Genomic DNA, 12,718 nt, shown 5'->3' with positions numbered 1-12,718 from the left:
GTCTCCCGCCCGGACGGGCCCGGCGGGCGCGCGGCGCCGTCCGTCTACCCCGCCGCCGGTTCCTCCCGGAACAGCGGCTTGCCCCGGTGCAGCCGGGACCGGACGCGGTCGTAGGAGGGGCGGCGCAGCTTCGGCGGTCTGCCCTCCGCTGCCCGGCGGCGCCAGCCGTCGTACACCTGCGGCACCAGGATTCCGCGTGCCGCCCGCAACTGCGCCCGCGTCGGGTAGTAGGAGTCGATCTCGGCCTCCACCTCCCCGGCGCGGTAGTCGGCGCTCTTGTCGCTCAGCACCAGCGCCCGCGCGTGCACGGCGCCACCGACCTCGAAGACGTGGTCGTTGTAGACGGAGTGGACGATGCCGTGGGCCCGCAGGTCCCCGGTGACGTGGACGGAACCCCAGGACACCAGGTTCCGCACCACCAGGTCGCCGAGCACGACCAGCATCCCCGTACCGGAGATCCAGTCGTCGAGGAAGCCGTGCACCACCAGGTCGCCGTCCACGACCAGCGGGACGTCCAGATCGGTGTCCTCCGGCAGGACCAGATCGCCCTCGTGGCGGTACCAGCCGTAGTCCCGGGTGAGGTACCCGGCGATCTGTCCGCCGGTCCGCCGGGCGACGGCCGGGGCGTCGGACAGCGGATCGAACCGGGCCCGCCAGGTGGACAGGGTCAGCACGGGACCTCCTCCGTTCCGGTCCGGTGCTCCCGGACCTCCAGGGTCAGCCGGGCCTCCTCGGCCCAGTACGGGTCGGGACCGTCCGCCACCGCCCGGAGCGCGCCCTCGCACAACCCGGGGTTGCTCAGCAGGTTGTACAGCCGGATGCCCGCACGGGCCCAGCGGACCTGGACCGCGGGCGGCAGGGCGGGGTTGGCCGCCAGGCCCTCGACGTGGTCGGTGCGCTCGCCCCGGTCCACCTCCGCGGCGCAGTCGGCGAGCACCCCGGGCGGTACGTGACGGTTGGCGACCGCGCCCCGCAGCCAGTAGACGGGGCTGTGGACCATCGCGGTCAGCACCTCCTCCACCCGTGCCGTGCCCAGGGCGCGGTCGATCGCGGTGTGGCTGGCGCGCTCCTCCTCGCTGTCGAGCAGGCCCGCGCAGTGGTCGAGCGCGAAGCGGGCCATCAGCTCCGGCGGCCAGTTGGGCCCGCTGACGGCGTTGCCCTGATGGAAGCCGGACGGCCCGCGCTCGTACAGACGGCGCAGCGTCCCGGGCGGGGTCGCCGGGTGGTCCAGCAGGGCGAACACCAGCGGGCGCCTGCCGAGGCCGAACCCGCCGGTGTCGGGGTCGTCGGGGTGCCACCTCGCCAGCAGACCGTCCGCCAGCCGGACCAGCGCCTCGGGCGGGGCACTGGTGTTGTGGACGAGGGCCTCCCGCACCTCCGGGTCCTCGTCGTCCGCCAGCGCGGTCAGCGACAGCACCGGGGTGAACCGGTTGGCCGCCGCGCGCCGCCGGACCCCGGGGTGCCGGTCGGCGGCGAACACCGAGAGGGCGAGCGGGTCCCGGTTGCGGCACTCCTCGGCCGCCAGCGCGCGCACCCCCGGGTCCAGGTCGCGGGCGAGGGCGGCCACCAGGGGCGCGATCACCTCCGGACCGGCCCGCCGCACCGCGTTCCGCCGCACCACGGGGTCCTCGTCGTCGAACTCGGCGCCGCCCCCGTGCCCGAGGGCGGCCACCACCCGTCTGACCCTCGGGTCCTCGTCGGCCGCCAGCGACCGCAGCACCGCCGGGTCCGCGTCCGTCCTGCGGGCCACGGTCAGCCGGACGTCCCCCGCCGCGTCGCCCGCCAGCCGCGTCACGAGGCCGTCGGGCAGCTCCTCGCGGCCCGCCAGGGCGCGGCGGACCGCCGTCGCGCCGTCCCCGGCCAGCTCCTCCAGCGCCCCGCGCGGGGTGTCCCGGTGCACCGCCGCCACCCGGCGCACCGAGGCGTCGGGGTGCGTCGCGTACCCGGCCAGCCGGGCGGCGGAGGCGGCGGGCTGGGCCGCCAGCGCGCGCGTCACCCCCCACCACGCCTCCCCCCGGTCCGCCGCCCACCCGGCCAACTCCTCGGCCAGATCCGGCGGCAGAGCGATCCGGGAGGCGACGATCCTGGCGATCCGGGCATCCGGCTCCGCCAGCTCCCGCAACCGCTCCGGCGGCGTCCCGGGCCGCCACGCCTCGGCGACCCGTTCCCCCACGTCGTCGACCGCGACCGCCCGTTCCCCGACGCCGTCGACCACAGCCGTCCGCTCTCCGCCGCCACCGACCCCGACCGTCCGGTGCCCGCTGCCGTCGACCGTCATGCCCGCCCCTTCCGATCCGGCCGCCCCGGTCGCCCGGACGCCCCCTGCGGCCCGGCCGCCTCCACGGCCACCGTGCCACGATCGTGACACGCCCCACTGACAGCGGCCCCGAGCCCGTGACGGCCCCTCACGCCCGACGGACTGTCCCCGCCGGGCCGGGAGGGCTCCGGGTCACGGGACGGTCAGCGGGCGCCGTCCGGGCGCGGGCTCGGCGGAGGCTGTGCCACCGCGGTCTCGTGGACCAGCCCGTCCCGTCCGACCGGATGTCCGACCCCTCGCCACGCGGCGCGTCGGGCACCGCGTCGTCGACGTCGCCCCGCCCCTCCTACGTGATCGCCACTGCCCTGTCCCATGGCCCCTGGTCGAACGGCGGTGCGGACGGGGTGACTCGCTCCCCGCCGCTCCCCGACCGCCGGACGACTCCCCGCCACGGACGGCTCCCGTCGTCGGCCGTCCTTCGGCCGCCTCCGCTCGCCGAGGGTGGTCGAGGCCGGAGCGGCGGCCGGGAATTCGGTGTTCACGGGCCGCTCGTCGACCGTAGGCTCGGGCGATCCGAGGAGAGGAGGCGGAGGAGATGAAGCTCGCCGAGGCGTTGGCGGAGCGCGCGGAGGCGTCGCGTCGCGTGGAACAACTGCGGGCGCGCGTCGTGAGCAGTGCGCGGTATCAGGAGGGGGAGGCCCCGGCCGAGGACGCGGCGCGGCTGCTGACCGAGGCCGATGAAGTGCTGGACGCCCTGGAGACGTTGATCCGGCGGATCAACCGGACCAACGCCACGGTGCGGTTGGGGCCGGACGGCACGCTCACCGACGCCCTCGCGCGCCGGGACGTCCTGCGGCTGCGCCACTCCGTGGTCACCGCGGCGGCGGACGCGGCGGCGGGCAAGGGCGAGCGGGGGTACGGCCGACAGCTCCGCTCCGAGCTGAGGATGCTGTCCGCGCTTCCCGTGGCGGAACTCCGGGGCCGGGCGGACGACCTCGCCCGGGAGATCCGCGAGGTCGACGTACGGATCCAGCGCGCGAACTGGGAAGCGGACCTGATGGACTGAGGCTCCCACGGGCCTGGACGGGACGACGTGGAGCGGGTAGCGGCTTCGGAGGCGTGCACACCCCGAGGGCTGGCGGTCTTCCAGCCCACTCCTGGCGCGTGAGGGGCGACGCGGGGGTTCGATTCCCCGGAGAACAGCGCAGCCCAGCACCGTGTACAGGTGAAGGTGCACATCGCACGGCACATCACCATGTGCAGATCCGATGCCGTGAGGGCGGGTTCGGGGCTCTCCACGTCATGGCACCACAAGGACGGTCTTCGGCGCGGCCGGGTCCGGTCCGGCCGGAGACGGCCCGGGTGGGCGGGGGTCCGGACCACCGGGCCGATGCCTGACCGTCGGCCCGCGCGTCGCCCGGGTCCCGTGCGGACGTAGTGCCGCCGGACGCCCAGGTCACGGGCTCAGTGCCCGTTGCCCGTTCCGTCCGGCGGCCCGCCGGAGCCGCTTTTGCCCAGTCCCGCCTCGCGGGCGCGGACGATGGCCTCCGCCCGGGTGGCCGTGTGGAGCTTGGCGAGGATGTTGGAGACGTGGTTGCGGACCGTCTTGGGGCTGAGGGCGAGCCGTCGGGAGACGGCGGGGTTGTCCAGTCCCCGGGCGACCAGGTCCAGCACCTCCCGCTCCCGGCCGGTCAGTTCGGGCAGCGGCACGGGCGCCGCGCCGGGGGAGTGCGCTCCGGTGAGGTACGCCATCGCCCGGGAGGCCACGGCGGGACCGAGGATGACCTCGCCGCCCGCCACGGCCCGGACCGCCCGTTCGATCTGCTCGGGCCCCGCCCCCTTCAGCAGATAGCCCCGGGCGCCCGCCCGCATCGCCGCGAACACCGAGTCGTCGTCGTCCAGCATGGTCAGCACGAGGACGGCGGTCTCCGGCCGGACCCGCAGGATCGCCCGGATCGCGTCGACGCCCGACGGGGTGCCCTCGCCCAGGTGGAGGTCGACCACGGCGAGATCGGGACCGCGCGCCGTCACCTCCGCCACGGCCGTGTCCGCCGACTCCGCCTCCGCGACCACCGTCACGCCCGGCAGCGTGCCGAGGAGGACGGACAGTCCCATCCGGAACACCGGGTGGTCGTCGACGACCACCACCCGCGTCGCCGCCCCCGTCGTGTCAGCCTCCTCCGCCGTTCCCGTCGTCATCGGGTGGCCGCCTCCCGTCCGACGGGGACGCGCAGGACGAGCCTGGTGCCCCGGCCGGACGGGCCGGGACGCCACTCCACGGTGCCGCCCGCCTCCTCGGCGCGCTCCCGCATCGACTGGGTGCCGACCCCGGGGCGGCCGTCGGGCGGCATGCCGAGGCCGTCGTCCTCGATCACCACGGTGAGGACGTCGTCACCGTGGAGTTCCGCCACACAGGTGCGGGCCCCCGAGTGCCGGGCCACGTTGCGGATCGCCTCCGCCACGATCGCGTACACCGTTCCGGCGGTCCGGACGGGCACCGTCGCCGTGCTCCGGTCGCGCACGCTGACCGTCAGCCCGTCGGCCTCGTAGCGCATCACCAGTTCCCGGAGCGCCCCGACGAGCCCCAGTTCGGCGAGGACGGGCGGCACCAGTCCGCGCGCCAGGACCCGGACGTCCTCGACGCACAGGTCCAGTTCGTGGTGGAGCCGGGTCAGCAGCGGACGGTCCGGGTCCCCCTCCGCGCGGCGCGCGGCGACGGCGGCCAGCCCCAGCCCGATGCCCGCGAGCGCGGGGCCGAGACGGTCGTGCAGTTCACGGCGGAGGGCGCGCCGCTCGTCGTCGCGGGCGACGGCCAGCCTGCCCCGGGACTCCCGCAGTTCCCGGGTGACCTCCGCGAGCCGGACGGCGCTCGCGACCACCGGCGCCACCTCGCCCAGCGCGGTGCGGGACCTCCGGTCGAGGCGTTCGCCGGGGCGGGACGCCACCACCAGGGTGCCCACGGCCCGCCGTCCGGCGACCAGGGGGAGCCGGACCGGTTCGGTGCCGGGGCCGGGGGCCGTCGTCCCGGCGCGCGCCAGCGGCTCCCCGTCCGCGTCCAGCATCCGCACCGAACTGAGGCGGAAGGAGGCAGCCACGCTCTCCGCCATCCCGGTCAGGACCTCCTCCGGGGTGGCCGCGCTGCTCAGATGGCCCTGCACCCTGCTGAGCGCCGGGCCCGCCCCCTCGCCGTGGACCAGCCGGTCCACCCGCCGCTGGAGCCAGCCGCGCAACGGCTGGAAGCAGGCCGCGACGGCCGCCGTCGCCAGCACCCCGGTCAGCACGTCGTCGCCGCCCGGCAGCGCGAGTCCGAGCAGCGCGACGGTCCCGAAGTGGGTGGCCACGAGCATCCCCGTCAGCAGCGCCCCGACCAGGGTCCGGCGGACCGTCAGCCCGATGTCCCACAGCTGTTGTCCCAGCACCACGACCATGACGGCCGCCGGGAAGAACGCCTGCGACGCCAGATGGGTGAGCGGGATGAGGACCTCCGTCACCCAGCCGCTCTCCTGCCGGACGACGGTGAGCGGCACGAACGTCGACGCGACCAGCGCACAGCCGACGGCCAGCCAGCCCAGTCCCCGCGCGGACGGGTCCCGCAGCCGCCGGTACCCGGCGTGGGCCGCCGCGACCAGGCCCAGCACGGCGACCGCGCCCAGGACCCAGCGCTGGAGGAGTTCGCAGAGGCGCGGCCAGTCCTCGTGGCGGATCGCGAACGGCGCGATCGGCTCGCCGTCCGGCCAGGGCCACGGGGTGGTCAGCCGCAGTGTCAGCGCCACCACGATCGTGGCGGTCCCCGCCGCCACCGCCGCCTTGGCGGGACGTCCCAACGGCCGTGCGGACAGCAGGTACGGCACGATCAGGACGAGGGCGAAGGTGCCCGGGATCCACGCGGTGCCGTGGAGGACGGCCCAGGGCGGCGGGGAGTCCGGGTCGCCGAGGAGCGGGACGAGCCGGGCCGTCAGCGCCGCGACGCCGCCGCCGACGGCGTGCAGGGCGACCAGCCAGGCCACCGGATGGTTCCCGCGCCGCAGGACCACCGCCGCGGTCAGCCCGTAGACCAGGGCGTCCATGACGTCGGCGACGGTGTACCACTCGTCGTGGTGGTGCGGGATCTCCGTCGACGCCATCAGGGCCAGTGTCGTCAGCGCCGGGCCCCACGACAGCGCCAGCACGGTCGCGGCGGTGCCCCGGCTGCCCGTACCGCGTCCCGCGCCGTGCCCCGTACGGCTCCCCGTACCGCGTCCCGGGCTCCGTCCCGCGCCGTGCCCCGGGCCGGGTTCCCCGTCGCGCCCGCCGTCGCCGGTGCCGGACTCCGCGTTGCCTTCCGCGCCGGGCTCGCCGTCGCCTTCCGGGCCGGACTCCGCGTTGCCTTCCGTGCCGGGCTCGCCGTCGCCCTCCGCGCCGTCGCCGGTGCCGCTTCCCGGGCCGTTCCCGGCGCCGCCCTCCGTACCGTTCCCCGTCGCCCGCCGAACGGCCGCCCCGCGTCCCCTCATCCCTCCAGCCTCCCAGGGCCGACCCGTTCCTGGCCAAGGGTTGCCCCGGTGATTCCGGGCGGGTCCCGGCTCAGCGGGGCGCGGTGAGGCGTTCCCCGTCGGGGGAGACGTACGCTCCGTGGCCCCGGCCGCTTCCACGTAACGGGTCCCTACCCGGCCGGAACCCTGTCCGTGAGGTCGTAACCGCCCTTGACGACCTTGGCGTCGGCGGCCGGGGCCATGCATCTGCTCAGCGGCGGCTCGCCCTTCCCGGTGCCTCCGGAGAGCCCGATGCGGCTGGGACCGTCCCCCTTGCCTTCTCCCACGTAGAAGCTGACCCCCATGCGGACGCGCCGCTTCAGGTAGTCGTCCCAGGCGTCGACGTTCCCCCCGGTGCGCACGAGGCGTCCGGTCACGGTGGCGGTGGGGCCGCCGGTGGTCAGGCAGTCGACCTTGAAGTCGCCCCAGTTGACCTTCTCGGGTTCGCTCCCGGCGGCCGGCATCCGGTGGTAGACGCGGAAGGTGCCCCAGGCCTTGTCGGGCCGGGCCCAGCCCACGCCCTTGAAGGTGGCGTGCGCGTCGACGGTGACCCGGATGTCGTGACCGGCGTCGGGATAGTCCATGCGGCCCCAGCCCTTGAGGCTGGAGGCGAGGGCGCCGGACGGGGCGGCGGAGACCCGCGCGGTCCCGCCGGGACCCGACGCGGGTGCCTCCGACGCGGAGGCGACCCCCGCGGTGGTCGCCATCACGGCGGTCGCCGCGAGGAACGCGACGGTGCGGTCGGACAGCGTGAACCTGGGCATGGTGGAACTCCGTTCGGGGTGGTGGGGCCGAAGCGCCGGAGCGGGATGACCTCCGCTCCGCCACCACCGATCCTGCTCAACACCCGCTCCGCGCACGTCGGTCACCGGTCGTGACCCCTTCCGCCGCGCGGCTGAGCCCGCCGGCGGAGCGGTCCTTCTCACGACGTACGTGACGAGGACGACCGCGACGCCGGACCGCGACGCCGGACCGCGGCGGCCCGCGTCGGACCGCGCTGGACCGCACCGGGTCGGAGGCCGTCCGCCCGGCTCCCGTCCGGGAGACCACCCCGCCCCGCGCTGAGCCGTGCCGCCCCGCGCCGAGCGCGCGGACGAGATGCCGACGCGGCGCCGACAAGGCGGTGACGCGATGAGGCGGTGGCGCTGTGATGACGGGACCCGTCGGGCAGGGCTCAGACGGGCGCCGGGGTGTAGATCACCACGGTCTGTTCGCACGCGTTGTCCGCGAACAGCTTCAACGTCTCCAACTCGTCCTTGTCGACGCTCAGCGACCAGCGGTGCTTGGTGGAGACCCACTCGCCGATGTAGCGGCAGTAGTCGTCGCCCGCCAGCGGGAGCCAGTCGGCCACGTCCTGGTCCGCCTTCTCGCGGACCGCGCGGGTCGTCGCCACCGTCAGGGTCGCCGGGGCGCCCTGGTCGTTGGCGTACGCCTCGCGGCGGGCCGCCGTCCACGCGGAGGCGCCCGAACCCCACGCCTCCGCCAGCGGTACCACGTGGTCGACGGTCAGCGCCCCCGTCCCGTTCACCGTCTGGCCGTCGTAGTACGAGGTCCACCGGCCGCCGGTGAGCGCGCACCCCGGCCCCACTTCGGGGGCCTCCACGGCCTCCGCGATCAGCACCTCCCGGCGGGTGTCGCAGCCGTCCCCGGCGTCCGTGCCCGCGTTCCAGTGCGCGAACGACTCCTCGGTGTGGCCGGTGCGGTCCTCGTCGGCGGTGGCCAGCGTGGACAGCGCGTCCTCCAACTGGAGCACGGTCGCCGCGTGCGCGGGCGGCGCCGGGAGCGCCACCACCGACAGCAGGACGGGGGCGAGCGCCAGGGCCAGGGAACGGGGGAGGGGGGTGCGGGTGGCGCGGGCGGTGCGGCGCGAACGCCGCGCGTGGGCGCGGGGGGTGTGCGTCGTCATGCTCCCTGGGTAGCGCGCGCCGGGCGCGTCACGGGTCAGGGCCACGTCCAGTCCACCCGGATGAGTGCGACGACGATCAGCCGTACGCCTACTGCTTGGGCGTGAGTGCCCTAGAAGTCTGTAAACCGTACCGAGCCATCAGCCTGTGACGCAGTGGCAGAAGATGTCCGCCGAGCCCCCGCGCTACGCCGGTCTGCCTTTCGCTTGGCACACCCGAACCGCCATCGAAAAGCAGTCAACGATCACCAGGCAAGATGTGCATGAGCAAAGAGTTAGTCCTTAGTGACATGTTCACTGCAATTCATGGATCTTGATCGAAGTGCCTGTTAGCTTCGATCCCGTCCTGCAGTCCTTCACGAGGGGGAACTCCCAATGCGCGTAAAGTCGTTAGTTACTGCTGCCCTGCTGGGTACGAGTGCGCTTGCCATCGCTGTGCCTGCCTCTGCCGCTGAAATTTTCGCGGAACTGGACGGGGCTGGCTCGGCCAGGACCTGGTACAGCCGCAGCGAGGTGGAGGTGTGCGACGGCTCGGCGGACAACCATTCTGTGGCGGTTGAGTACTACCGTGCCGCCAGCTCCGGCACCCTGCGTACCATCTGGGTCAAAACGGGTGTGCATACGTGCAGCGGCAGTGGCGGCGGTAGCACGATCCAGAAGATACGGATCCGTGAGCAGATGATTGCTGGCGAAGACCGCTACGGTTCGTGGCACTACTGATCCTCAACGACAAGTGGTCGCCGCCGAAGTCCCCTTCGGCGGCGACCACTGTAGCCGTCCTTGAAAAGGAACCACATGGCGCCCCCTTCCGTCCCCAACGAGCAATCGGCCTTGTCTGCCACAGGCCTCCGCTACGAGGTGCCTGGTCGCACGCTTCTAGACGGCGTCACCCTCAGTGTGGCCTCCGGGCGGTCCGTCGCCGTGACAGGGCCGTCCGGCAGTGGGAAGTCCACGTTGCTGATGTGTCTGCTTGGTCTGACGCGGCCCAAGAGCGGCCGTATCGTCATCGCGGGCCAGGACATCACTCGCTTACGGGCGGGGCGGGTGGCCAAGCATCGACGCGACACCATCGGCATGGTCTTCCAGTTCGCCGAGTTGCTTCCTGAGCTGACGCCGGTGGAGAACGTCGCGTTGGCCGCGCTCTTGGCGGGCAGAAAGCGGGCGGACGCGTTCGACCGGGCTGAGGAATTGCTGGAAGAACTCGGTGTGCCGACGCACGGCGCGGCAACCGCGGACTTGTCCGGTGGCGAGCGGCAGCGCGCGGCCGTCGCGCGCGCCCTGATCAACCGCCCTGCCTTGCTACTGGCTGACGAGCCGACCGGCGCGCTTGACGCTGACAACCGCGACAGTGTCGGCGCGCTGCTGTTCTCCCTGCCGAAGCGGTGGAACTGCGGTCTGCTCGTGGTGACACACGACCAGACCGTCGCGGATCGCGCCGACGAGCACCTGGAATTGCGACAGGGCAAGCTGCTGTCTCTGGGAGCGGGGGCGGCCGTATGAGCAGGCGGAAAGCTACACCGTTGGGCTTGACCGCAGCGCTGCTGCGTATCGGCCGCAGTGCTGCCAATGGCGCGGAGAGCGGACGGCTGCGACTGGTCGCCCTGTGCGTGGCCACGTTCGCGCTGTCCCTCTCCTTCGCTGCCTTCGTCGTGGTTGCCGCCACCTATGACGGCAGGACGAGCGCGCATGCCGCGCGTAGTCCGCACGTCCTTCCCGATAAGCGGAAGGACGAGGCGATCGCCCGCTGGCTGGAGACCTTCGACACCATCGGCGGCAAGCAGTACACGGTCGTCTACATCCAGCCGTTGACGAGGGACGCCGCACCACCGCCTGGTCTGAGTCGATGGCCTGCGCCAGGGCACTCGGCGGTGTCCATCGGTGCCGAGTTCGAAGGCAAGGATGAAGGAATCCTCACCCGCTTCGGCACGGTCGACAACCGCATCCATCCTGAAGGGCTGGCCAGCACCGCCGAACCTCTGGTCTACGCGCGTCCTGCCAAGCCTCTGACCGAGGGCTCCTATGTCTCCGGCTGGGGGGATCCGACCGGTCCCGTCTTTGGTGAACCCCTCAACACCCAACCGGCGAGGGGCTTCCACATCCTCATCACCGTGACCTGGCTCGCCCCCGCCGTCGCGCTGACGGCCATCGCCGCACGCACCGGCTCCGCGACCCGCGACCGGCGTCGTGCCGTACTCCACGCCATGGGGACAGGGCAGCGACATCGGCTGTTGATCGACGTGGGCGAGGCCGGTCCGCCCGCACTCGTGGGAGGGGCGCTCGCCACCCTCGTCATCTGGCTTTACCAGGGGAACAGTTGGTCGCTGCCCAAAGTCGACTACGTGATGACGGCCGAATACCTGGAGCCGTACCTCGGGCCGCTCTTCGGAGCTGTCGGATTTGCCATGTTGTGCGTCGTAGCCGCCGCTGTCTTCCTCCAGCCGAGAGCGGCTGGTCCGGGCGGTACGCGACCCCGCCGACGGCAAGGGCGTGCGCTGCTGCGCAGCGCCACGTGGTTGTGCCCGCTGGCCATCGCGTTCGCGTTCTTCGGCCCCACCCTCATGGGTGCGCGGGATAACGAACTCCTGTTCCTGTTGCCGTACACCATCGGTGCCATGACTGCCCTGGTTCTGCTGCCCGCCGCTCTGGCGACGCTCACCAGTCGCTTCGGTCAGGCGCTGGCTTGGTGGGGGCGGCACTCCGGTCAGCCCGCCCCGTTGCTCGCGGGCCGCTGGATCTCGGCCAGTCCCGGAGGTGTGGCCCGGGTCGTCGCCAGTGTGGTCCTGCTCATGGGCATTTCGGCTCAGTTGTACACCTGGAACAACCGGCTTGTGGAATCCGACCGGTCGGCGCAGCGGACGCAGCAGGTACTCGCGTCCTCCGTCGTACGGCTCCAAGGAGTCGACCGCAACTCAGTCGAGCGATTGGGCTCATTCGTTGAGGCCCTTCCAAGGGGCGTGGCCGTCTTGGGTGTGTACCGCGGTGGCGACGTTCCAGGCCAGCCGGGTGGTTCCCGGATCGTGGGAAGTCCCGGTGATCTGAGGCAGGCTGGGTTCCCCGCTCCGAAGGGTTCCGCTGGGGCCCGGACCGACGTGGAGGGTGCGACGTCGGAACGAGGGCGGACCCTCTTTCGCGACCTCGACATGGCGGGAGACGGATCCTTTGTCGTGCGCGCCGGAACGCTCGACACCGTCGAGAATCTGACCTCGCTGGAGGTGGTCGCTCCAGAAGGGGAACGTCTGAGTGAAGCCAGGGTGAAGCAGCTCGCGAACGAGGAGTTGCTGCCTGGGTGGACTGCATCGCTTCCCGGTACGGAGTGGACCGCGTCCCTCACCACCTATCAAGCGCGCGCCTGGTGGCTGCCCCTCTTCGCCTTGGGAACGATCGCCGTCCTCGCCTTCGCGACCTGCTTGGCGAATATGGGGGAATTCCTCCGCTTCGCCCGTTCGCTGGCTCCTATTGCTGTGATTACCGGATCTCGTAGGCCGTTCATATGGACGACGCTCCTGGTGTTCTCCGGAGCGTTCGGCATCGCCTTGGTGCTCGGAGCGGCCGTAGCGGTGCTTCTCACCGTCCCGATGCTCGGAGCCCCGATCCACGCCAACGGTCTCCCCGCCACCCTCGTGGTGAGCAGTGTCGCGATCGTCGGAGTCATCGCCACAGTGATGACTGGATGGGCCGTCCGGGTTGCTCTGCGTGAGGCAGGGTGCTGGCGCCCTACCGCTGAGTGACGGAGCATCACGAGCTGCCAGATGTCGTGCGCTGACCTGAGGTCCGGACCTCTCCAAGCAGAGAGGTCCGGACCTCAGGCAGTGCGCTTGGCGGTGTGTGGTGGCGTTGTCTCCGCGCCGTCCTCCGCCTTGCCCCGGTCCGGCGAACCCCCCTTCCCGGCAAGATGGTTCACCGCGCACCGCGCCCGGGAACGTCCGCCGTCCGGAGGGAACCCGGCGCCCCTCAAACCCCTCTTCCCCTCGGCCGTTCCGGACTGTCCGGCGCGCTGCGGGGCGAGTTGGTCGCGACCCCGGGTCGGACTTCGACGCACGGGGTTCCGCG

10 protein-coding genes are annotated in these 12,718 nt (G+C 73.0%); 4 read left to right on the top strand and 6 right to left on the bottom strand.

What is annotated here, in order from left to right:
* Positions 1-44: 44 nt before the first annotated feature.
* Both ACVWNX_RS11140 and ACVWNX_RS11135 read right to left on the bottom strand, forming a co-directional pair.
* A complete protein-coding gene (locus tag ACVWNX_RS11140; RefSeq protein WP_454413748.1) occupies positions 45-674 on the bottom strand; it encodes a hypothetical protein in 630 nt (209 codons plus the stop codon).
* A complete protein-coding gene (locus ACVWNX_RS11135; RefSeq protein ID WP_454413747.1) occupies positions 668-2,278 on the bottom strand; it encodes a hypothetical protein in 1,611 nt (536 codons plus the stop codon). The genes ACVWNX_RS11140 and ACVWNX_RS11135 overlap by 7 nt, the downstream gene beginning before the upstream one ends.
* A 574-nt stretch (positions 2,279-2,852) precedes the next feature.
* On the opposite strand from ACVWNX_RS11135, the gene ACVWNX_RS11130 reads away from it, so the two are divergent.
* On the top strand, positions 2,853-3,323 hold the full coding sequence (locus ACVWNX_RS11130) for a DIP1984 family protein (RefSeq protein ID WP_454413746.1): 471 nt from the start codon (positions 2,853-2,855) through the stop codon (positions 3,321-3,323).
* 398 nt (positions 3,324-3,721) lie between these two features.
* Here the strand turns inward: ACVWNX_RS11130 and ACVWNX_RS11125 are convergent, their stop codons facing one another.
* The 4 genes from ACVWNX_RS11125 to ACVWNX_RS11110 form a co-directional block, all read right to left on the bottom strand.
* On the bottom strand, positions 3,722-4,456 hold the full coding sequence (locus ACVWNX_RS11125; RefSeq protein WP_454413745.1) for a response regulator: 735 nt from the start codon (positions 4,454-4,456) through the stop codon (positions 3,722-3,724).
* Positions 4,453-6,747, bottom strand: coding sequence for a sensor histidine kinase (locus tag ACVWNX_RS11120; protein WP_454413744.1), 2,295 nt, complete (start codon positions 6,745-6,747; stop codon positions 4,453-4,455). The genes ACVWNX_RS11125 and ACVWNX_RS11120 overlap by 4 nt, the downstream gene beginning before the upstream one ends.
* A gap of 149 nt (positions 6,748-6,896) precedes the next feature.
* The gene (locus tag ACVWNX_RS11115) at positions 6,897-7,529 is read right to left on the bottom strand and encodes a hypothetical protein (protein WP_454413743.1); all 633 of its coding nucleotides are present in this window, start codon (positions 7,527-7,529) and stop codon (positions 6,897-6,899) included.
* A 410-nt stretch (positions 7,530-7,939) separates the two neighbouring features.
* A complete protein-coding gene (locus ACVWNX_RS11110) occupies positions 7,940-8,671 on the bottom strand; it encodes an HNH endonuclease (RefSeq protein WP_454413742.1) in 732 nt (243 codons plus the stop codon).
* Between the two features lie 372 nt (positions 8,672-9,043).
* Here ACVWNX_RS11110 and ACVWNX_RS11105 point away from each other — a divergent pair, with 372 nt between their 5' ends.
* The 3 genes from ACVWNX_RS11105 to ACVWNX_RS11095 all read left to right on the top strand — a co-directional run bounded on the left by ACVWNX_RS11105 (position 9,044) and on the right by ACVWNX_RS11095 (position 12,396).
* Entirely contained in the window at positions 9,044-9,388 is a 345-nt protein-coding gene (locus ACVWNX_RS11105) for a hypothetical protein (RefSeq protein WP_454413741.1), read from the top strand.
* A gap of 75 nt (positions 9,389-9,463) precedes the next feature.
* Positions 9,464-10,168, top strand: a complete 705-nt coding sequence (locus tag ACVWNX_RS11100) for an ABC transporter ATP-binding protein (protein WP_454413740.1) — start codon at positions 9,464-9,466, stop codon at positions 10,166-10,168.
* Between the two features lie 26 nt (positions 10,169-10,194).
* On the top strand, positions 10,195-12,396 hold the full coding sequence (locus ACVWNX_RS11095; RefSeq protein WP_454413739.1) for a hypothetical protein: 2,202 nt from the start codon (positions 10,195-10,197) through the stop codon (positions 12,394-12,396).
* Positions 12,397-12,718: the final 322 nt, after the last annotated feature.

It is taken from the genome of Streptomyces sp. JNUCC 64 (genome assembly GCF_054484115.1).
The sequence above is the reverse complement of the archived record's forward strand: the minus strand, read 5'-3'. Positions and strand labels throughout refer to the sequence as shown.

Coding starts and splice junctions, on each gene's coding strand:
- ACVWNX_RS11105 (WP_454413741.1), top strand. CDS start 9,044: ATGCGCGTAAAGTCGTTAGTTACTGCTGCCCTGCTGGGTACGAGTGCG.
- ACVWNX_RS11110 (WP_454413742.1), bottom strand. CDS start 8,671: ATGACGACGCACACCCCCCGCGCCCACGCGCGGCGTTCGCGCCGCACC.
- ACVWNX_RS11120 (WP_454413744.1), bottom strand. CDS start 6,747: ATGAGGGGACGCGGGGCGGCCGTTCGGCGGGCGACGGGGAACGGTACG.
- ACVWNX_RS11135 (WP_454413747.1), bottom strand. CDS start 2,278: ATGACGGTCGACGGCAGCGGGCACCGGACGGTCGGGGTCGGTGGCGGC.
- ACVWNX_RS11100 (WP_454413740.1), top strand. CDS start 9,464: ATGGCGCCCCCTTCCGTCCCCAACGAGCAATCGGCCTTGTCTGCCACA.
- ACVWNX_RS11130 (WP_454413746.1), top strand. CDS start 2,853: ATGAAGCTCGCCGAGGCGTTGGCGGAGCGCGCGGAGGCGTCGCGTCGC.
- ACVWNX_RS11125 (WP_454413745.1), bottom strand. CDS start 4,456: ATGACGACGGGAACGGCGGAGGAGGCTGACACGACGGGGGCGGCGACG.
- ACVWNX_RS11115 (WP_454413743.1), bottom strand. CDS start 7,529: ATGCCCAGGTTCACGCTGTCCGACCGCACCGTCGCGTTCCTCGCGGCG.